The sequence below is a fragment of the Pseudomonas sp. NPDC090208 genome, assembly GCF_044746785.1.
Lineage (GTDB): Bacteria > Pseudomonadota > Gammaproteobacteria > Pseudomonadales > Pseudomonadaceae > Aquipseudomonas.
The window spans coordinates 26941-48251 of sequence record NZ_JBIVCU010000028.1 but is presented as its reverse complement, the minus strand read 5'-3'; the positions used below and the strand labels follow the sequence as shown (position 1 = coordinate 48251).

The 21311-nt window shown below is 61.6% G+C and carries 18 protein-coding genes; 16 read left to right on the top strand and 2 right to left on the bottom strand.

Translation table 11 applies throughout. From position 1 onward, the window contains the following. The first annotated feature begins 6 nt into the window (after positions 1-6). From ACIPL0_RS29720 to ssuE, 16 genes are all read left to right on the top strand, one after another. Positions 7-1128 (top strand): DegT/DnrJ/EryC1/StrS family aminotransferase, encoded by a 1122-nt coding sequence (locus ACIPL0_RS29720; protein ID WP_400602726.1) that lies wholly within the window; start codon positions 7-9, stop codon positions 1126-1128. Positions 1129-1173: 45 nt separating this feature from the next. After that, on the top strand, positions 1174-2688 hold the full coding sequence (locus ACIPL0_RS29715) for a lipopolysaccharide biosynthesis protein (protein WP_400602724.1): 1515 nt from the start codon (positions 1174-1176) through the stop codon (positions 2686-2688). Between the two features lie 3 nt (positions 2689-2691). Next, positions 2692-3621 carry a glycosyltransferase family 2 protein gene (locus tag ACIPL0_RS29710; protein WP_400602722.1) on the top strand — a complete coding sequence of 310 codons (930 nt, stop codon included), beginning with the start codon at positions 2692-2694 and terminating at the stop codon, positions 3619-3621. Continuing rightward, positions 3611-4063 carry a low molecular weight protein-tyrosine-phosphatase gene (locus ACIPL0_RS29705; RefSeq protein WP_400602720.1) on the top strand — a complete coding sequence of 151 codons (453 nt, stop codon included), beginning with the start codon at positions 3611-3613 and terminating at the stop codon, positions 4061-4063. Before ACIPL0_RS29710 ends, ACIPL0_RS29705 begins: the two co-directional genes overlap by 11 nt. Beyond that, positions 4064-6280 carry a polysaccharide biosynthesis tyrosine autokinase gene (locus ACIPL0_RS29700; RefSeq protein WP_400602718.1) on the top strand — a complete coding sequence of 739 codons (2217 nt, stop codon included), beginning with the start codon at positions 4064-4066 and terminating at the stop codon, positions 6278-6280. It abuts the gene before it with no gap. 74 nt (positions 6281-6354) lie between these two features. Next, positions 6355-7158 carry a WbqC family protein gene (locus tag ACIPL0_RS29695; RefSeq protein WP_400602716.1) on the top strand — a complete coding sequence of 268 codons (804 nt, stop codon included), beginning with the start codon at positions 6355-6357 and terminating at the stop codon, positions 7156-7158. Between the two features lie 6 nt (positions 7159-7164). Beyond that, positions 7165-7677 (top strand): transcription/translation regulatory transformer protein RfaH, encoded by a 513-nt coding sequence (gene rfaH / locus ACIPL0_RS29690; protein ID WP_400602714.1) that lies wholly within the window; start codon positions 7165-7167, stop codon positions 7675-7677. A gap of 201 nt (positions 7678-7878) precedes the next feature. Then, on the top strand, positions 7879-8880 hold the full coding sequence (locus ACIPL0_RS29685; protein WP_400602712.1) for a glycosyltransferase: 1002 nt from the start codon (positions 7879-7881) through the stop codon (positions 8878-8880). Further along, positions 8877-10130: a glycosyltransferase family 4 protein gene (locus ACIPL0_RS29680; RefSeq protein WP_400602710.1), complete on the top strand. Its 1254-nt coding sequence runs from the start codon at positions 8877-8879 to the stop codon at positions 10128-10130. The genes ACIPL0_RS29685 and ACIPL0_RS29680 overlap by 4 nt, the downstream gene beginning before the upstream one ends. 102 nt (positions 10131-10232) lie before the next feature. Then, positions 10233-11555, top strand: a complete 1323-nt coding sequence (locus ACIPL0_RS29675; protein WP_400602708.1) for a hypothetical protein — start codon at positions 10233-10235, stop codon at positions 11553-11555. 152 nt (positions 11556-11707) lie between these two features. Further along, positions 11708-12829 carry a glycosyltransferase family 4 protein gene (locus ACIPL0_RS29670; protein WP_400602706.1) on the top strand — a complete coding sequence of 374 codons (1122 nt, stop codon included), beginning with the start codon at positions 11708-11710 and terminating at the stop codon, positions 12827-12829. A 10-nt stretch (positions 12830-12839) separates the two neighbouring features. Next, positions 12840-13880: an acyltransferase family protein gene (locus ACIPL0_RS29665; protein WP_400602704.1), complete on the top strand. Its 1041-nt coding sequence runs from the start codon at positions 12840-12842 to the stop codon at positions 13878-13880. Positions 13881-14125: 245 nt separating this feature from the next. Beyond that, a complete protein-coding gene (locus ACIPL0_RS29660) occupies positions 14126-15349 on the top strand; it encodes a glycosyltransferase family 4 protein (RefSeq protein ID WP_400602702.1) in 1224 nt (407 codons plus the stop codon). A gap of 13 nt (positions 15350-15362) precedes the next feature. Further along, positions 15363-16775: an undecaprenyl-phosphate glucose phosphotransferase gene (locus tag ACIPL0_RS29655; RefSeq protein ID WP_400602700.1), complete on the top strand. Its 1413-nt coding sequence runs from the start codon at positions 15363-15365 to the stop codon at positions 16773-16775. A 179-nt stretch (positions 16776-16954) separates the two neighbouring features. Further along, entirely contained in the window at positions 16955-18037 is a 1083-nt protein-coding gene (locus ACIPL0_RS29650) for a polysaccharide biosynthesis/export family protein (RefSeq protein ID WP_400602698.1), read from the top strand. A gap of 1381 nt (positions 18038-19418) precedes the next feature. Then, on the top strand, positions 19419-20003 hold the full coding sequence (gene ssuE / locus ACIPL0_RS29645) for an NADPH-dependent FMN reductase (RefSeq protein ID WP_400602696.1): 585 nt from the start codon (positions 19419-19421) through the stop codon (positions 20001-20003). 183 nt (positions 20004-20186) lie between these two features. Here ssuE and ACIPL0_RS29640 read toward each other — a convergent pair whose 3' ends face one another. Both ACIPL0_RS29640 and ACIPL0_RS29635 read right to left on the bottom strand, forming a co-directional pair. After that, the gene (locus ACIPL0_RS29640) at positions 20187-20789 is read right to left on the bottom strand and encodes a LysE family translocator (protein ID WP_400602694.1); all 603 of its coding nucleotides are present in this window, start codon (positions 20787-20789) and stop codon (positions 20187-20189) included. 157 nt (positions 20790-20946) lie between these two features. Beyond that, positions 20947-21222 carry a hypothetical protein gene (locus ACIPL0_RS29635; protein ID WP_400602692.1) on the bottom strand — a complete coding sequence of 92 codons (276 nt, stop codon included), beginning with the start codon at positions 21220-21222 and terminating at the stop codon, positions 20947-20949. Positions 21223-21311: the final 89 nt, after the last annotated feature.

Genomic DNA, 21311 nt, shown 5'->3' with positions numbered 1-21311 from the left:
GCTTCGATGATTAACGTAACCAAGACTTACCTGGGCGATATCGACAAGTTCAAGACTTACGTCGAAGGCATCTATGCGCGCGGCTGGCTGACCAATCACGGTCCTCTGGTGTGCGAGCTGGAACAGCGCCTGAAGGATTATCTGGGCGTCAAACACGTCCTGCTGACCAATAACGGCACCCTCGCCCTGCAGGTCGCCTACCGCGCCCTGAACCTGAGCGGCAGCGCCGTGACCACCCCGTTCAGCTTCGTCGCCACCAGCAGTTCGCTGCAGTGGGAAGGCATCCGGCCGATCTTCGCTGACATCGACGCGCAGACCTGGAACATCTCGCCGGAGCACATTGAAAGCCGCATCGTCTCCGACACCACCGCCATTGTAGGCACTCATGTGTTCGGCAACCCGTGCGCGGTCGAACGCATTGAAGAGATCGCCCGTCGGCGCAATCTGAAAGTGGTGTACGACGGCGCCCATGCCTTCGCCGTGCGCCATGCCGGTCGTTCGGTGCTCGACTGGGGCGACATCAGCACCCTGAGCTTCCACGCCACCAAGCTGTTCCACACCATAGAAGGCGGCGCGATCATCACCAACGATGACGATCTGGCCCGTCGCGCTTACCTGCTGTGCAACTTCGGCATCGCCGATGTGGACAAGATCGACGGCATCGGCATCAACGCCAAGCTCAACGAATTTTCCGCCGCGATGGGTCTGTGCATCCTCGACGACATCGACAACATCCTGCAGGAACGCGCCGAGATCGCCGAGCGCTACACCACGGCGCTGCGTGATTACGTGGACCTGCAGAAGGCCGAGGACGACAGCCAGCTCAACCACAGTTATTACCCGATCGCGATGCGCGACGAGCAGCAACTGTTGCGTCTGCGCAGCGCGCTGAACACCAACGGCATCAACCCACGGCGTTATTTCTACCCGTCGCTGGACACCCTGGAGTACCTGCAACCGCAGGCCGCACAGACGGCTTCCCGCTCGCTCAGCGACCGGGTGCTGTGTCTGCCGATCTATCCGGGCCTGTCGCGGGACGATCAGGAACGCGCGATCCAGACGGTGATCGCCGAGTGCGGCCCCGCCATTGCGTCGTACCCGAACCCGACCCTGGCACAGGTCATCTGAGGCTTGCCCCGGATAACCGCAGCCGTTTTAGCGAAGGGACTTACCATGCAGACCAAACGCTCAGTCATACGCAACACTGCGTTGAGCTATGCAGGACAGGCGTACACGCTGCTGGTGGGCATTCTGATCATGCCCTTCTACCTCGGCCACATGGGCGCCGAGGCGTACGGGCTGATCGGGTTCTTCTCGGTGTTGCAGGCCTGGCTGCAGTTGCTCGATGCCGGGCTTTCACCCAGCCTGGTGCGCGCGGTGGCCCATCAACAGGGCAACGACACACAGGATCACTATTCGGGTCGCCTGCTGCGCTCCTTCGAGTTGATCTTTCTGCCACTGGCGAGCCTCTGCTGCATCGCGATGTACCTCGGCAGTGGCTGGATCGCGCTGCACTGGCTCAACGCCAAAGAGCTGTCGCCGCAGACGCTGATCGAATGCATCGGCCTGATGGGCATCGTCATCGCCCTGCGCCTGTATTCAACGCTGTACAAGAGCGGCATTCAGGGACTGGAACAGCATGCCTGGTTGAACATCGCCAACGTCGCCATCGCCACCCTGCGCTACTTCGGCGGGCTGTTTCTGGTGAGCACGATCTCCAGCGACCCGGTGCTGTTTTTCCAGTTTCAGGCGCTGGTGGGCCTGATCGAAATGCTGATCTTCGCGGTACGCGCCTATCGACAGATGCCGACGCCGTCATGGCTGACCGGCTTCGACTGGCAACTGGTCAAACCCATCGTGCCGTTCGCCGCGAGCATGTCCGGCACCGCCGTGTTGTGGATCGTGCTGACGCAGATCGACAAGGTGCTGCTTTCCGAGCTGCTGCCACTCAACGAGTACGGTTACTTTTCGCTGGTGGCGCTGATCACCACCGGGATCCTGATGCTGAGCAACCCGCTGGCACAGACCCTGTTGCCGCGCCTGACGGTGCTGATGGCCGAAGGTCGCCGCGAGGACATGCACTCGCTGTTTCTGGCCGCCAACCGGTTTGTCTGCACCTTTCTGTTTCCGCTGGCGGCGCTGATTGCCCTGCACGCCGACGAGATGGTGTACGCCTGGTCGGGTGACCGCACGGCCGCAGAATGGAGCCGCACGGTGCTGCCGTGGTACTCGCTGGGCAGCGCGATCATGGCGGTCAGCGCATTTCAGTTCTACCTGCAATACGCCTATGGGCAGATGCGCCTGCATGTCTGGTACAGCGTGGTGTCGGCGCTGATTACCGTGCCGGTGATGGTGCTGGCGATTCACGGCTACGGCGCATTCGGTGCCGCCATCGCCTGGTTCGCCCTGCGCCTGGTGTCGTTCGCCATCTGGCCGGCCATCGTGCATCAGCGGCTGGCCCCGGGCATTCACGGGCAATGGTTGCGCGACATCCTGCGCATCAGCGTGATGACCGCCGTGGGGCTTGCACTGAGCGAGCCGCTGCTGCGGCTGATCGCTGGAGAAAACCGCTTCAACACGTTTCTGGGTCTGGCCGTCAGCGGCCTGATCACGCTGATGGTGGTAGCAGCGAGCTACAAGCCACTGGTGACGAAGATTTCCGTCTTGTTCAGCAAACCGAGTATTTGAGCCATGGATGCCTTTAGCAGAAATACGAGCAGCCCGCAGTCGGCCGCTCCTCTGGTGAGCATTGTCTGCCCGACCTACAACCAGGAAGCCTATATCGCTCAGGCGCTGGAAAGTTTCCTGATGCAACAGACGACGTTCGACTTTGAAATCCTGGTCAACGACGATGCCTCCACGGATGCCACTCCCCGCATCATCGCCGATTACGTCAGGCGCTACCCGACGCTGATCCGGCCCTTCTACCAAGAGACGAACCAGTACTCGCAAGGCAAGCGCTGTGTGCCCTATCTGTTCGGCATCGCGCGTGGCCGCTACATCGCTTTCTGCGAAGGCGACGATTACTGGACCGATCCGCGCAAACTGCAGATCCAGGTGGACTTTCTCGAAAGCCATCCGGATTACGTGATTACCTATCACGACGCCATTCCCTTCGACGTCAACGGGCAGTACGACATTCAGTTGCAAGGCAAGCTGCGGGGCGACGCGACAGCGCTCGAACTGCAGAAGGCCCGGCCGCTGTCGACCTTGACCACGGTCTTTCGCAACGTCTTCGACACCCTGCCCGAGGAACTGCTCGCCGCGCCGCTCAATGACCTGTGCTGGTGGTCGTTGCTGGGTGCCTACGGCAAGGGCAAGTTCATGGCCGAGATCAAACCTGCCGCGTATCGCCTGCACCCCGGCGGGATCTTCTCCATGCGTTCGAGCAAGCGAAAGCTGCACATGGCCCTGCAGACCTCCGGCGCCCTGGCCAACTACTACCACCGCCTGGGCAACGACGAGCTTTACGAATTCTTCCTCATGCAACTGGTCGGCTATTCGCTGTCGGCGATCAAGCCGCAGCACAAGGTGCTGACCCTGCTGCAAGTGGCGCGCAACTTCAGCCTCAACATCAGCAAACGGCTGATGACTCCCCTGCGAAAGGGTCATGTTCAATAACGTCCTCGTGGTCTGCGTCGGCAACATCTGTCGCAGCCCCATGGCCGAGGCCATGCTCCGACAACGGGTGCGCGACCCGCGCATCGATATCTCGTCGGCAGGCACTCACGCCATGCTCAATTCCAGCATGGACCCGCTGGCCCGGGCGGTTCTGCAAGTCAACGGCGTCGAAGCGCACAAGCATCGCAGCCGGCAGATGGACCGCCAAATGCTCTACAACGCTGACCTGATCCTGTTGATGGAACACCGCCAGATGCAAAGCGTGCTCAAGCTGGCACCCGAGGTTCGCGGCAAGACGTTTCTGATAGGCAAGTGGCAGCACGAGATGGAAATCGCCGACCCCTACCGGCGCCCGAAATTAGCCTTTGAACAGACCTACGAGCAGCTTTCGCGTTGCGTCGACGACTGGCTCCCTTATCTTCAGTCAGGAGATCCAAGATAAATGACCGCTATGAACCGTACTTCCCTGGACGAGGTCCAGGATTCCCGGATCGATCTGGCGACTATCTTGCGCACACTTTTCGATCACAAAGGCATGATTGCGTCGATTGTCGGTGTCTGCGTCCTGCTGGGAGTGACTTACGCCATTCTGGCCACGCCGATCTTCCAGGCCAACGCGATGATCCAGATCGAGCCGAAGAAAATCGGCATCGAAGGCCGCACCGAAATCAGCGCCAAGCCGCTGTCGGTGTCCCAGGCCACCACCGAAATCGAGCTGATCAAATCCCGCGCCGTGCTCGGCAAGGTGGTCGACGATCTCAAGCTCAACATCGTGCAGAAGCCCAAGTACGTGCCAGGCATCGGCGGCTATATGGCCCGCCACTTCAAGCCCGATCATGACGGCGCGCTGGCCGATCCGATGTTCGGCCTGGACAGCTACGCCTGGGGCGGCGAGAAGATCGACATCTTCCAACTGGAAGTGCCCGACGCCCTGCTCGGCGACAAGATGACCATGGTGGTCGACAAGCCGGACACCTTCAGCCTGTACGACTCCGACCACAACAAGCTGCTCAGCGGCCCGGTCGGTCAGACCGTCGAAGGCAGCGGCGTGAAGATTCAGGTCGCGGCACTCAATGGTCGTCCCGGCACCGAGTTCATCGTGATCCGCCAACGCACCCTGACCTCGGCGCTGGATTATCAGGACCGCCTGAAAATCACCGAAGCCGGCAAGGACTCCGGGATCGTCTATCTGTCGATCCAGGACCCCGACCCGGCCCTGGCCAAGCGCATTCTCAACGAAGTCAGCCGCCTGTACGTGCGCCAGAACGTCGAACGCAGTTCGGCCGAAGCCGCGCAGCGTCTGGAATTCCTGCGCTCGCAACTGCCGGCTGTGCGCAAACAGCTGGAGCAGTCGGAAATCGCGCTGAACAACTTCCAGACCAGCGCCAAGTCGGTCGACCTGAGCGTGGAAACCAAATCGGTGCTCGATCAGGTGGTCAAGCTGGAAGGCACCCTGTCTGACCTGAAGATGAAGCGCGTCGACGTCGAGCGCCTGTACACCCCGGAACACCCGACCTATCGCGGCCTGATGACCCAGATCGGCCAGGTTGAAGCGCAGAAAGCGGCGCTGTTGAAGAAGATCGAAACCCTGCCGGCCACGCAACAGGAACTGCTGCGCCTGACCCGCGACATGCAGGTCACGTCGCAGACCTACACCCTGCTGCTGGACAAGAGCCAGGAGCAGGACATTCTCCGTGCGGGCAGCATCGGCAACGTGCGCATCATCGACAACGCCGACGCCAACGTCGAAGAGCCGGTCAAGCCGATGCGCAAGATCATCGTGCTGGTGGCCGCACTGGCCGGCCTGTTGCTGGCCGTCGGCGCCGTGTTCGTGCGTCAGGCGTTCTATCGCGGCGTGGACAACCCCGACGTGATCGAAAACCTGGGCATGCCGGTCTATGCCTCGCTGCCGTTTTCCCGGCATCAGGAACGCATGGACAAGAGCAGCCAGAACCGCACGGCGAGCAAGGAGCCGCGCCTGCTCAGCGTCAGCGCGCCGACGGAACTGGCCATCGAGTCGCTGCGCAGCCTGCGCACCAGCCTGCACTTCGCCATGCTGGAAGCGCGCAACAACGTGCTGATGATCTCCAGCCCGACCCCGGGCGTGGGCAAGTCGTTCGTCTCCAGCAACCTGGCGGTGATCATTGCCCAGACCGGCAAACGCGTGCTGCTGATCGATGCCGACATGCGCAAGGGCTACCTGCACAAGCTGTTCAACCTGACGCCCAAGCACGGCCTGTCCGACACCCTGGCCGCGCGGCTGAAAAGCAAGGAAGTGATCAACCACACCGAAGTGCGCAACCTGGACTTCATCTCGTGTGGTTTCGCGGCGCCCAACCCGTCGGAGCTGTTGATGCATGACAACTTCAACAAGCTGATCACCGACCTGTCGCCGCTGTACGACCTGGTGATCGTCGATACGCCGCCGATCCTGGCCGTCACCGACGCCACCCTGGTCGGTCGCCAGTCGGGCACCTGCCTGCTGGTCACCCGCTTCGGCATCAGCACCGCCAAGGAGATCGAGGCGTGCAAACGCCGGTTGATGCACAACGGCATCCTGATCAAGGGCGCGATTTTCAACGGTGTTCTGCGCAAGGCCTCGACCGCCGACTACGACTGCGCTGCCTACGGCTACGACTACACCACCGTGCGCAAATGAGTGACGTGCGGCTCGCCCCCTTCCCGCGGGGCCGGACCGCTACCCATCGACGGAACTATAAAAAGGAGAGACGAATGGCCAGGACCATAGCAATGATGCAGCCATATCTGTTCCCTTATCTGGGCTACTTCCAGCTGATCAACACTGCCGATGTCTTCGTCCTGGGCGATGACCTGCAATACATTCGATCGGGCTGGGTCAACCGCAACCGGATTCTGGCCAACGGCGAACCGAAGCTGATCACCTTCCCCCTGAAGAAGGACCGCTTCGAGTTGCCGATCAACCAGCGCCAGCTCTGCGACACCTTCAGCGACGAAGCCGAGCGGCTGATCCGGCAGATCGAATCGAGCTACCGCAAAGCGCCCTGCTTCGCGCAGGTGATGCCGTTGATCGAACACTTGATCCGCTATCCGGAGCGCAACATTGCGCATTACACCGAACATGCCGTGCGTGAGATCTGCGCCTACATGGGCATCACCACGCCGATCGTGCTGGGCTCGGTGCTGAATCTGGGCACCCCCGCCGACAAGCAGGACCGGGTCATTCGCATCGCCAAGGTCTTCGCCTCGACGACCTTCATCAACCCGGAAGGCGGGTCAGTCCTGTATGACCGGCCGCACTTTGCCAAGCATGGCCTGGACGTGCATTTCTTCCGCATGGGGCCGGTGGAGTACCCGCAGTTCAAGCAACCGTTCGTCGCGAAACTCTCGATCATCGATGTTCTGATGTTCAATAACGTCGAGCAGGTTCATTCGATGCTGGACTGTTACTCCCTCGACGAGGGGGGTGACCCGGAAAAGGAAGACCATCTGTTTGAGGTGGCCAGATCACATGGTGCTGTAGATAGAGCTGTTCTTACCCCGATCGCAGTGGAGTGAAGGAATATGTCTCAAGCCGATAGTCCTGCACGCTGGTACCTCATTCAGACCAAACCCCGCCAGGAAGGCCGCGCGCAGGAGCACCTGCAGCGCCAACTGTTCGAATGCTACCGCCCGCTCAAGGCCGGCGAGAAAAAGCGCGGCTCCCGCGCGGCTGCCGAAGAGGAGCTGTTTCCCGGCTATCTGTTCATCCGCATGAATCAGACCCACGACAACTGGTACCCGATCCGCTCCACCCGTGGCGTGGCGCGCATCGTGACCTTCGGTGGCATGCCGATTCCGGTGAAAGACGAATTGATCGAGCAGATTCGCGAGCGCCTGTTGGCGCCACCGCCCAAGGTCACCTTCCAGCAAGGTGAGGCGGTGCGGATTACCGCTGAAGGTTTCAACGACGTCGAAGCGATCTTCCTGACCGCCGACGGCGACGAACGCGCGGTGATCCTGCTCAACCTGCTGCACCGCGAACAGAAAGTGACCCTGCCGGTGAGCAGCCTGTCGCGGATGGAAGCGCGGGTCTGAACCCGGACCGATGCCATCTGTGGGAGCGAATTCATTCGCGAAACGGTATTCCAGGCGATAGATATCCATCGCTCGTGCCGGCCTCTCGCGAATGAATTCGCTCCCACATTCAATCCTCCGCTCGACGACGCCCTGACTTCGTTTCCTGGTGCCCTCCACATTTGCACGGCGCCCTGAACCCTCTTTGCCCGGACACTCGCCATGACCCGTAAAACGACGCTGGTGACGCTCACCTATGGTGATCGTTTCAACTACTTGCACACCCTGGTCAGCCGTTCGCTGGAAAGTCCGCTGATCGATCGCGTGATCATTGTCAGCAACGCGTCCACCGCGCCGCTGGAAACCCTGCGCCGCACCTGGCCGGACGAGGTCAGCGTGATCTACCTGCATCAGAACACCGGCTCGGCCCGTGGCTATTCGGTGGGGATTCAGGCAGCGCTGGACGAGGGAGCCGAACACATCTGGCTGATGGACGACGACAACGCGCCGACCATCAACGCCATCGAGACCCTGCACCGGGAGCTCGAAGAACGCAAACACATCGACGGCGAAGAAAAGGCTGCGGTGCTGGGCTTCCGCCCGACCCACCAGGCCGATATCGCTGCTGGCGTGCCCAAGCGTTTCGCGATCCAGCGTCGGTCGAGCTTCTTCGGTTTCCACATCGCGCAGCTGCCTTACAAGATCTGGCGCCGCCTGCCGTGGGGCGCACCGCAAGGCTCGCAAATGCCGATGCCGATGGTGCAACTGCCGTTCGCCACCTATGGCGGACTGCTCGCCCACCGCAACCTGTACCGCAAGATCGGTTTGCCGCTGGACGCCCTGATGCTTTACGCCGACGACAGCGAGTACACCTGGCGTATCACCGCCGGTGGCGGCCGGATCTTTCTGGTGCCCGAAGCGGTGCTGGACGATCTGGAGAACTCGTGGAACATCAAGGCCCGCACCAACAACATCTATGAAAGTTTCCTGTTGGGCGGTTCGGACCTGCGCGCCTACTACGGCGCGCGCAACCAGGCCTGGTTCGACAAGAACGTCTGGGCCAATTCGTCGCTGCTGTACAGCCTCAACCGCTGGGTGTTCTTCCGCCTGCTGCGGTTGATCGCCAGACGACGCGGCGCCGAAGAGCGCCTGAGTCTGATCGAAAAAGCCATCCGTGACGGTGAGTCCGGCGTCCTGGGCCTGAATCAGTCGTATCCATTATGAAAATACTGTTCATCAGCAGCCTGTATTCACCGCACATCGGCGGCGGCGCGGAAATCATTCTGCAACGCACCGTGGAGGGCCTGCAGCAGCGTGGCTGCGAGGTCAGCGTGCTGGTGACCGGTCCCGACGCGGGCCTGAACCCTGAAACCGTCAACGGCATCAGGGTCTACCGCGCCGGTCTGCATAACTTCTACTGGCACTTCGGCGCCAAACGTCCCGGACGCCTGGCCCGCCTTGGCTGGCACCTGCGCGACCGTTACAACGGCGCCATGCGCAGCTACGTCAGGCAAGTGATCGAGCAGGAAGAGCCGCAACTGGTGGTCTGCCACAACCTGGCCGGCTGGTCGGTGTCGGTGTGGGACGAGATCACCGCAGCGGGCCTGCCGATCGTGCAGGTGCTGCACGACATGTACCTGATGTGCCCGGGCAGCAACATGTTCAAGCGTGGCCATTGCTGCCAGCAGCCGTGCGGCACCTGCCAGTCGTTCCGCAAGGGTCACGATGCGCGCTCGGCGCAGGTCTCGGCGGTGGTCGGGGTGAGCAGTTTCATCCTCGACAAGCTGCAGAAACGCGGCTTCTTTACCAACGCCCGCGGCTATGTGGTGCACAACGCCAGCCCGTACCTGCCGGTGTACAACTCGCCGTACAAGCAGCGCCAGCTCGATCTGGTGCTGAGAAAGGCTCCGCTGCGTTTCGGATATATGGGCACCCTGTCCGGGCAGAAAGGCGTACGCTGGCTCATCGAACAGTTCCAGCGGCTGCCGTTCGACGCCACGTTGCAGATCGCCGGGCGCGGACAGCCGGAAGACGAAGCCGCCTTCAAGGCCCTGGTGACGTCGCCGAACATCCGTTTCGTCGGCTATCAGAAGCCTGAAGAGTTCTACCGGCAGATCGACGTGGCCGTGGTGCCGTCGATGTGGAACGAGCCCTTCGGCATGGTCGCCGTCGAGGCCTGCGCCCACTCGGTGCCGGTGATCGCCAGCCGCATGGGCGGCCTGCCGGAGATCATCCAGGATCAGCTCAACGGCCTGTTGTGCAACCCGGACGATCCCGACTCGCTGGGCCACGCCATGCTCCGCCTGCATCAGCAGCCGGAGCTGCTGGCGCGGCTGAGCGGCCAGGCCCGGGTCAGTGTCGCGGCGCTGCTGAATCTGGAGCTGATGCTCGACAGTTACGAGAGCATCTTCGACCAGACCCTGCTGGACAACATTGCGCATCGCGACCCTACGGTCCTGCCCCACCCGGTCTGAAGTTGCCCGGCACGCCTGCATGCGGTGCCGACTGTATTTGCCGACGGCCCGAGACCAATCTGAGCAAGCGCTCCGGACCGTGCCTCTTCATTGAGACGAACCATGCCCATCACGCGCCTGACGAGGTTACGACGACCGTTGACGGTCCTGCTGCTGGGTCTGCTCGTCAGTTGCACGGGGGCGGCCGACGAAGGCTTCATCATCGGGGTCGATACGCACCTGATGAACAAGACCACGACGTCGGCCAAGGCTCTGCAATTGCTTGAAGCGGCGGGGGTGGATTCGGTCCGCGACGACGCCTACTGGTCCAGCGCCGAACCCCGACGAGGCCAGATGAGGATCGAACCTTCCTGGCAGGCCTATCTGAGCAAGGCCCAGGAGCATCATCTGCGGCCCCTGCTGGTGCTCGGCTATGGCAACCCGTTCTATGACAACTACGCCAAACCGCGCAAACCGAACGTGCGCGAGGCCTACGCCAACTACGTGAGTTTCGTCACCCGGCAACTCACCGACAGCGTGGACTTCTACGAAATCTGGAATGAGTGGGACAAGGAAAATCCGGTCGATGCCGCGTTCGCTCAGGACTACAGCGTGCTGATCGAGGAAGCCTCCCGGCGCATCCGCAACAACCAGCGGCCGATGGTGATTCTCGCCGGCGCGGTCACCAGCCAGGGCATGGACCTGGGCTTCGCCGACCGCCTGGTGGAGTCCGGCATCCTCAACCACGTCGACGGTCTGTCGCTGCACCCTTACGTGCATTGCCGGGCGGATGAACGCAACACCCCGGAAAACTGGATCGCCTGGCTGCGGCGGATCAGCGAAGACCTCAAGGAGAAGACCCGCAACAACACCCCGGTGCCGCTGTACCTCACCGAGATGGGCTGGCCGAGCAACGAAGGCCGCTGCGGCGGTGACGAAAAGACCCAGGCGGCGTTTCTGGCGCGCAGTTTCTTTCTGGCGCAGACCATGCCCAACATCAAGGGCATGTGGTGGAACGGCCTGCTCAACGATGGTCCCGACGGCACCGACCCGGAACAGAATTTCGGCCTGCTCAATCAGGACCTGAGCATCAAGCAGGCCTACCTGACGCTCAAGGTCATCAGCCCGACGCTGCATCAGTACCGCTACGACGCGGAGAAAAGCCGGGAAATCGATTCGCAATACCTGCTGCGCTTCGCCAAGGGTTCCGAACAGATCATGGTCGCCTGGACTGCCGGTCTGCCGCGCGCGATCAAGGTCGAAGCCAGCAGCGTGCTGCACGGCAACGTGCAGTACATCGACACGCGCCAGCCACAGAACGGTCAGGTCGACAGCGGCATTCCGTGGAATTGCCAGGACGGGCGCTGCTCGGCACAAGTGCCGATCGACGAGTTTCCGAAAATCATCAGCCTGGGCACCCGCCCGGCGTTGTTCGCCTTGCCTTGATCCGCAGGTCGACTCTCACACTCAGTCCCTGTAGGAGCCGGCTTGCTGGCGAAAGCGGCGTGTCAGGCAGCTCGTCTGTCACTGATCGACCGTATTCGCCAGCAAGCCGGCTCCCACAATGAATTTCAGCCTTTCCCAACAGGTCGACCACAATGATTGTGATCAATGCACGTTTTCTGACTCAGGAATTGCGTGGCGTCCAGCGCTTCGCAGAACAGACCTGTCTGGCGCTCAAGCAACTGCGCGACGATGTGGTGTTCGTGGCCCCCCACGACATCAAGATGCATGACAGCGCCCGCGCGCTGGACGTGCAGTGTATCGGTCGTCACAGCGGTCATCTGTGGGAGCAACTGGACCTGCCGCTGTACCTGCGTCGTCATGGCAACCCGCTGCTGGTGTCGCTGTGCAGCACCGCGCCGTTGCTGTACCGCAACCAGATCGCCACCCACCACGACGTCACCTATGTGCGTCACCCGGAAAGCTACACCCGGCTGTTCCGCCTGCTGTACCGGACCATGACGCCGATCATGCTGTCGCAGATCAAGGCGCTGCTGACCGTGAGCAATTTCTCCAAGGGCGAGATTTCACGGTTCTACCGGTACCCGGAGAAAAAGATCTTCGTGGTGCCCAACGCCGTCAGCGCCGAATTCCAACCTGCCCCGCCGCTCAAGGAGCGTCAGGAGTATCTGCTGGCGGTGTCGTCGCCCAGCGCGCACAAGAATTTCAGCCGGATGATCCAGGCGTTCCTGATGCTGCGCGACCACGACGATCTGCAACTGCACATCGTTGGTGGCGCCAGCGACGTGTTCGCCGACGACCACCTGCAACGTCTGGCCAGCCGCGACCCGCGCATCCGTTTTCTCGGACGCCTGAGCGACGCCGAGCTGATCGCGCAGTACCAGGGCGCCACCGCTTTCGTGTTTCCGTCGCTGTACGAAGGCTTCGGCATTCCGCCCCTGGAAGCGCAGGCCTGCGGTTGCCCGGTGCTGGCCGCCAACGCTGCGTCGATCCCGGAAGTGCTGCAAGCCAGCGCCCTGTATTTCGACCCGCTGGACGTCGGTCACATGGCCTCGGCCATGGAGCGCATCCTCGCCGACCTGCCGCTGCGCCAGTCGTTGCGCCGTCGCGGCTTGAACAACGTGGCACGGTTCTCCTGGGAAGAGTCGGCCCGCCGCGTGTCGCAACGCATCGACGCGCTGCTCAACACCGCCCGGGATCGCCGCAACAGCACCGGTCACGATGCCCTGCGTCGTGAGTCTTCCAGCAAGCTTTGAGGCATGCCCCATGAAACGCCTGGCCTATCTCGACGCACTGCGCGGTATCGCAGCGTTACTGGTGGTGTTTACCCACCTGTACCTGCCGGTCATCGGTCACGTCTGGGTCTTCGACTACCTGATCGACCCCGGCAAGCTGGGGGTGTTGTGGTTCTTCATGATCAGCGGCGTGGTGATTCCCTACAGCCTCAAGCCCGGCCCTGAAGGCCCACGGCGCTTTCTGATTTCACGCTTCATGCGCCTGTACCCGGCCTACTGGCTGTCGCTGCTGGTGTTTCTGCTGATGCTCAAACTCGGCGGCGCACCGTTGCCAACCTGGCAACAGGTGACAGCGAACCTGACCATGGTCCAGGCCGCGCTGGGTTTCGATGATGTGATCGGCCTGTACTGGACGCTGTTCATCGAGTTGGTGTTCTACGGCCTGTGCCTGGCGTTGTTCCTGGCCGGCAAGCTGTACGACCTGGTGTTCCGCGCCCGCTGCTCGCTGCTGTTCCTGCTGGTGGCGCTGGGCATGGGCGTGGTCCGCGCGCTGAGCGAACGCAAGCTGCCCGTGGCGTTGCCACTGGCGTTGTCGCTGATGTTCTTCGGTTCGATCTGGCGCCAGTGGCTGCTGGCCGAACACAGCAAGGCGCTGACGCAAAACCTGCGAATGCTGCTGATCGCCTTCGCCGTGCTGCTACCGCCGACGTTGATCATGGCCTACAGCAAGGACATGGGCACCGGCGAAACCTGGGGCCGTTACTGCTTCACCTATGCCGTGGCCATCAGCAGTTTTCTGCTGCTGACCCGCAGTGTGCGCCTGGACCATCCGGCGCTGGTCTGGCTCGGCGCGGTGAGTTACTCGCTGTACCTGCTGCACCCGTCGATGGCCATGTTCGGCGAATGGCTGCTGAACAACACCGCAGCGCCGGAACTGGCCGTTGCCGTGCTCTCGACGCTGTTGACCCTGGGTGCTGCGCACCTGTGTTTCCACTACATCGAGTCGCCCTTCATCCAACTGGGCAAACGCTTGAACAATCGCAAGGCAGGGACACAACCGGTGAATGCCTGAAAACTTGAAACGATAGACAGCTGCACTCGACCCGGCAGCGTTAAAAGCAGGCTCGGAATGCTCATTTAGGTTCCTAAAGTCGGGCGCGACCCCGGCCGTTCCTCGCCTGCTTTTGCCTTGCCTGGCCTTCGCTCGCTTATCTCTCGTTCCAAGTTTCTGTCTGCCGTAAAAATGAATCGCTCCAGCCCCGGCGAGCTTCGCTCGACGTGCAGGGTCTGTCCGAGCCGTGAATGCAGAGAACTCCAATGAAAATTGCAATCGTCCACGACTGGCTGGTGACGTACGCCGGTGCCGAAAGGGTATTGGCGTCGTTGATCAATATCTGGCCCGAGGCGGATCTGTTCGCCGTCATCGATTTTCTCAGCGACCAGGACCGCGCCCATCTGGGTGGCAAGGTGGCGACCACCACTTTCATCCAGCGGCTGCCCAAGGCCAAAAGCAAATATCAGCGTTATCTGCCGCTGATGCCGATGGCCATCGAACAACTGGACCTGTCCGGTTACGACCTGATCGTCAGCAGCAGCCACGCCGTGGCCAAAGGCGTGCTCTGCGGCCCGGATCAGGTACACATCAGCTACGTGCATTCGCCGATCCGCTACGCCTGGGACCTGCAGCACCAGTACCTGAGAGAGGCCAACCTGAGCCGCGGTCTCAAGGGCATGGTCGCGCGCGGCATCCTGCACTACATGCGTCTGTGGGATCAGCGCACCGCCGCCGGGGTCGACGAGTTCATCGCCAACTCGCACTTCATCGGCGCACGCATCACCAAGGCCTACCGGCGAGAGTCGACGGTGATCTATCCACCGGTAGACACCCGTGGCTTCAGCCTGCAGGAAACCAAGCAGGACTACTACTTCACCGCCTCGCGCATGGTGCCGTACAAGCGCATGCCGATGATCGTCGAAGCCTTCGCGGCGATGCCGGACAAGCGCCTGATCGTGGTCGGCGACGGCCCGGAAATGGACAAGGCCAAAGCTGCGGCGGCCCACGCACCGAACGTCACCCTGCTGGGCTACCAGCCGTTCTCGGTGCTGCAGGAGCACATGCGCAACGCCCGCGCGTTCGTGTTCGCCGCCGAAGAGGATTTCGGCATCAGCCCGGTGGAAGCCCAGGCCTGCGGCACGCCGGTGATCGCCTTTGGCAAGGGCGGCGTACTGGAGACCGTCTGCGGTCTGGATCACCCGCAACCGACCGGGGTGTTCTATCCGCAGCAGACCGTGGCCTCGCTGATCGCCGCCATCGATGCGTTCGAATCCGCCGGCTCGCGCATCACCGCGCAGGCTTGCCGGAACAATGCCGAACGTTTCAGCGAAGCACGCTTCGCGCAAGAGATGCGCCAGTTCGTCGAACAGCGGCTCAGCGCCGCGCGTCTGGCCCGGCAACCCCAGCTGCCCCGTACGACCCAGCCCGCACCGGCGCTGGTCAACAGCGAAACTTCCGCCCGCGTTGTTCCGATCAAATCCGTCTGAGCGAGCACAGAACATGAGCACACCATTGCGCGGTATTTTGCACGCTCATCAATCGTCCCTGTCCGTGGCCCATCGGTTGCTGGATCTGGCGGTCATCGTCGCCTGCGGTTACGGCGTCAACCTGGTCACCGCCACGGCGATGGACGCCCAGGCCTGGATGCAGATCCTGCTGGGCGCGGTGGCCTTCCACTGGCTGGGCGAGTATCACCAGTTGTACGGTTCCTGGCGCGGCGAGCGGATCATCCGCGAGCTGCTGAAAGTCGCGAACTATTGGGGCCTGGCGTTCGTCATGCTGCTGTTCGTCGACTACCTGCTGCTCAACTCCACCGACCTGCCGAACAGAGGCCAGATGGCCTGGTTCGCCTGCGTGCTGGTGGCCCTGTGCGGTTATCGCCTTGCCATCCGCAGCCTGCTGCACAGCGCGCGCAGCCGCGGTTTCAACACTCGCCGCGTCGCCATCGTCGGCACCGGCCAGTGCGGTGAACGCCTGGCGATGTCGATCGAAAGTGCACCGTGGATGGGCCTCAACCTGCTGGGTTTCTATGACGAAGACCCGCAGCAGATGGACCTGGCGCAGATCGGTCGGCGCATCCCGGTGCTCGGCGATCTGGATCAGCTGATCACCGACGCCCGCGACGGCAAGATCGACAAGGTCTACATCACCCTGACCCTCGGCGCCCAGGCCCGGTTACAGGAACTGATCAAAGGCCTGAGCGACACCACTGCGTCGGTCTACGTGATTCCGGACGTGTTCATGTTCGAGCTGCTGCACGCCCGCAGCGAGAGCATCAACGGCCTGCCCAGCATCAGCATTTTCGACTCGCCCATGGACGGCGCCTGGAGCGTGGTCAAGCGCGTCGAGGACATCGTCCTGTCCAGCATGATCCTGAGCATGATCGCCCTGCCGCTGCTGCTGATCGCCATCGCCATCAAATGCACCTCCAAGGGCCCGGTGCTGTTTCGCCAGCGTCGTTACGGGCTGGATGGCCGACCGATCATGGTGTGGAAATTCCGCAGCATGAGCGTGCAGGAAAACGGCGACGTGGTGAAACAGGCCACCCGCAACGACAGCCGCATCACCCCGCTGGGCGGCTTCCTGCGCCGCACCTCGCTGGACGAACTGCCGCAGTTCTTCAACGTGCTGCGCGGCGAGATGTCCATCGTCGGCCCGCGCCCCCACGCGGTGGCGCACAACGAGCAATACCGCCGCCAGGTGTCCGGTTACATGTTGCGGCACAAGGTCAAGCCGGGCATCACCGGCTGGGCACAGATCAACGGCTGGCGTGGCGAAACCGACACGCTGGACAAGATGCAGAAACGCGTGGAATTCGACCTGCAGTACATCGAGCACTGGTCGGTCTGGCTGGATATGAAAATCATCCTGCTGACGCTCTTCAAAGGCTTCGTCAACAAGAACGCTTTTTAGCTCCACCCACAACAACAGAACGTCTGCCAATAAAAACGACTTGGCCGCAGCAGCTACGCTCGGCAGGAGGTGCTTGAGTGTATGAGCGAAGGTGATCCGAAGTTCGGTGTAGGTAAGGGATGCAACGAAATCACTGCGGTGCCAGTACGCACCTTTTAGGATTAAGAAGGAACACTCATATGAAAGTAACGTTAGCGGTAGTGCTGCTTTCCAGTCTGGTTCTGCAAGGCTGCGCATTCGCCCCCGGTCAGTACATGTCTCTGAGCGACGTCACCGACAAGGATCCTGATGGTCCCGCGGTGACACTTGTCAACATCACCCCGACCACCCTCGCCCAGCAGCAGAAGGTCGCGGCCGCAGCGGCCAAACCGCTGCCGCCCGAGCTGCTGACCTACAAGACTCCGGAATACCTGGTAGGCCCTGGCGACACCCTGCTGGTGACGGTCTTCGAACACCCCGAGCTGACCGCGCCCGGCTCGCAGGATCAACTCGATGCCAACACCCGTGAAGTGTTGAGTGACGGCACCGTGTTCTTCCCGTACGTCGGCCGGATTCAGGCGGCGGGCAAAACCGTTGCGCAGATCCGCGAGCAACTGCGCATGGGCCTGGCGCCGCAGTACACCGAGGTCAAGGTCGACGTCAAGGTACTGCGTTACAACAGCCAGCGCGTGTTGCTGTCTGGTGCCTTCAAGACCCCTGGTCCGCAACAGATCACCAACATTCCGCTGAGCCTGGTACAGGCCATCAGCCAGGCCGGTCTTGACCTGACCGACGCCAACCTCGCCGGCCTGACCCTGCGTCGCGACGGCAAGGACTACATGATCGACGTCGACTCGCTCAACCGCAAGGACTCGCAACTGAGCAAGATCTACCTCAAGGACGGCGACTACCTGCACCTCAACAGCAACTCGAAAAACAAGATCTACGTGCTGGGTGAAGTACAGCGCCCACAAGTGATCTCGTTCAGCACCACCAGCGTCACCCTGCTCGAAGCCCTCGGTACATCCGGCGGCCTGAGCCCTGACGCCGCCGACGGCGAAGCGGTGTATGTGATCCGTGCGCAGGATGCAACGCATTCGGCGACCGTGTACCACCTCAACGCCAAAAAGCCCACCAGCTACGCGCTGGCCAAGGGCTTCGAACTGGCGGCCCAGGACGTGGTATTTGTCGGCCCGGCCAACATCACCCGTTGGAGTCGCTACGTGAGCCAACTGCTGGGTTCCAACAACCTCATCCAGACGGGTGCGATGTTCCGGAACTGACCGTAGCTTCGAGTTGCAAGCGACAAGCTTAACGTTGAAAGCAACAGCAAAATCCCCGCAGTCACTGGCTGTGGGGATTTTTTTTGGCTTGATGACGCCTTCGTCCGAATGCAGCCCAGACCAGGCCCGCTCCTACAAGTTTTTAGGGTGTCCGCCAGATTTCTGTACGCCGCCAAACCCGTAGCAGTCTGGCTTGCCGGCGGTGGCGATGTTGATGACGCCTTCGCGAGCAGGGCTCCCTCCCACGGCCTTCGGCCAGAATCAAAGGCGATGGTGTTTGTCTATCTACTGTGGGAGCGAATTCATTCGCGATGATCTTTCAGCCGACACGAAACCATCGTCAGAAACACCGCATCGCGAATGAATTCGCTCCCACAGTTATTCAGGGTGACTGGCAGATTTCAGTGCGCCGCCAAACCCGTAGCAGTCTGGCTTGCCGGCGGTGGCGATGTTGATGACGCCTTCGCGAGCAGGGCTCCCTCCCACGGCTATGTGGTGTTTGCGGGATCTCGGCATGGCAATGCAATCGGCAGACCCATCACGGCCCCCTGTGGGAGGGATCCGAGTTTGCGAGGGTCGCGAAGGCGGTCTTTATGACACACCGCCTTCGCCAGCAAGCCGGCTCCTACGGCCTTTGGCCAGAATCAAAAGCAGATGGTACATGCCGCCCTGTAGCAGTCCGGCTTACCGACGGTGGCGATCTTGAGGACGCCTTCGCGGGCAAGCCCGCTCCCACAGGAAGTGTGTGTTTCGCCAGCTTTTGATCTGGCTTTTGATCTTGGGGCCCCGTCCCAGAAGGCCGAACGCAGGTGATGCGCAGTGGGCCGAGCGACAGGATGTCGAGAGAGCCGCGTGGGCCATGGATGGCCCATTCGCGGCGGGCCCACGGAGCATTGCCGGAGTGAGGGTATGCCGAGCATTAGCGAGGCACCGTATGGCGGGGATAAGAGCCCTTGGTTACTTGGGGCTTTTCCAAGTAACTCGCCGTCAGGCGAAACAGGGCTGCGTTAGCAGACTCGGCGGAGTGTCAGACAATCCAAAGACACAGGTTTACGACGACTGCGTCGCCGCTCGCAGGACAAGCCAGCTCCTACAGCCGGTCGCAGGGCAAGCCAGTTCCTACAAGGGTTCGCGTAACGTGCCGCCAGGCGAAACAGAGATGTTGCTCCAGCAACAGCCGATCAACAGTCCTTCCGGTTTACAGCACCCGCCGCAACAACCGCCCGCCTTCATCCCCCCGCATTCACAAGCCCCGACCGCACTGGCACGCATGCTGCTTTGAACCTTGCACAAACAGGGTCTACTACCCCTCACTCTCGCGCCCGGCGCAACCTGCAAGGTGCTTCGCACCTCGGGTGACTGACCCCAAGGACTTATTCGCATGTTGGTCGTTTCAATCTCAGGCAGCCCTTCCTCCCGCTCACGCTCGGGCGTCGTCCTCAAACACGCCGGACAGTGGCTGGAAGATCACGGCGTCGGCGTCCATGCCGTGCGCATCCAGGACTTCAACGCTGAAGACCTCCTCTACGCCCGCTTCGACAGCCCGGCCGTGATCGCCTTCATCGAAGCCGTGGCCAAGGCCGATGGCCTGCTGATCGGCACACCGGTCTACAAGGCCTCGTTTTCCGGCGCCTTGAAAACCCTGCTCGATCTGCTGCCGGAGCGCTCGCTGCACGGCAAAGTGGTTCTGCCCTTGGCCACCGGCGGCAGCATCGCCCACATGCTGGCGGTGGACTACGCGCTCAAGCCGGTGCTCTCGGCGCTCAAATGCCAGGAAGTGCTGCACGGCGTGTTCGCCATCGACAGCCAGATCAGCTACGTCGACGAAAGCCCGCTGGGCGGTGAACTGGATGAGCTGCTGACCCAGCGCCTGCACGACGGCCTGGATCACTTCTTACTCGGCCTGCAGCATCGAACCAATGCCCGGCACAAGGCAGCGGGTGGGCATTTGAAGCTGGCGTTGTAAACGCTCCCCTTGTAGGAGCTGGCTTGTCCTGCGAGCGCGCCGGGGTCGCGTCCGGCGGGGGACCCGTCGTAAAACCTGTGCACGCGATTTTCCTGATACACCGCGCTCACCGGATTTGCTGCCGGTGCCCGGCAGGTCGCAGGGCAAGCCAGCTCCTACAAGGGGTCAATATTCCAACCGGTATCAATGCTCCAGCAGCGGATACAGCGACAGCACCAGCAGCGCCGCCATCACGCCGTTGAACACCCGCAGCCACAACGGATCGCGCAGGACATTGCGCAGCAGGCTGCCGAAGCCGGCCCACATGCCTACCGCCGGCAGGTTGACGATGCCGAACACCAGCGCGATCACCGCGACGTTGGTGAAGTAGCCGTTCATGGGCGTGTAGGTGCTGATCGCGCCGACCGCCATCACCCAGGCCTTGGGATTGACCCACTGGAAGGCCGCCGCGCTGAGATAGCTCATCGGTTTGCTGTTGCTGTCGGCGCCGTTACCGACCGGGCCCGAAGTGGCAATCTTGTACGCCAAATACAGCAGGTACGCCGCTCCGGCGTAACGCAGCACGGTGTACAGCACCGGATAAGCCTTGAACACCGCACCCAGACCGAAGCCGACCGCCAGCACCATCACCGCGAAACCGCAGCTGATGCCGAGCATGTGAGGAATGGTGCGGTTGAAACCGAAATTCACGCCCGACGACAGCAACATGGTGTTGTTCGGTCCGGGGGTGATCGAGGAAACGAAGGCAAACAGAACGAAGGCAAATAACAGGTCGGCAGTCAGCATGGGGCAAGTCCAGATGTATGTATTTGTTTCTGCCTGCCACGCTATCGAAAGCACGGGCGGAAACACATGGACAGTGATGCTGACTTTTACCCGTACAGTTCTATAAAAATACCAAAGGTTATAAAACTGTTATCAGTACAGAAGCGTTGCGTACCGCTCAACCCTGACGGGCTTTCGACGGTGCGCTGACCTCGGCGTTGATCTCGCCACGGTTATCGAATTCATGGGCCTGTTGCAGTTGCGGCTCGGCCATCAGTTGCGCCTTGCGGGCCTGGTATTCCTCGAAAGACAAACCGCGACGGTTCAGATCTTCAAGGGCCAACTGGTGGGTTTCTTCAGCGCTGTAAGGGCGCAGTTCAGGATGGTTGCCAGCGGCACAGCCCGAAACGACGGCAACGGAAAGCAGCATGGCGAGGGCGAGAAGACGGTTCATGGGAGCCTCCATTCGGCTCGTTTCTGGAATGAAGCCAAGGCTACGCGCCGGCTCAATTCAGCAGAAATCACCCGTCTTGATAGTCGCTA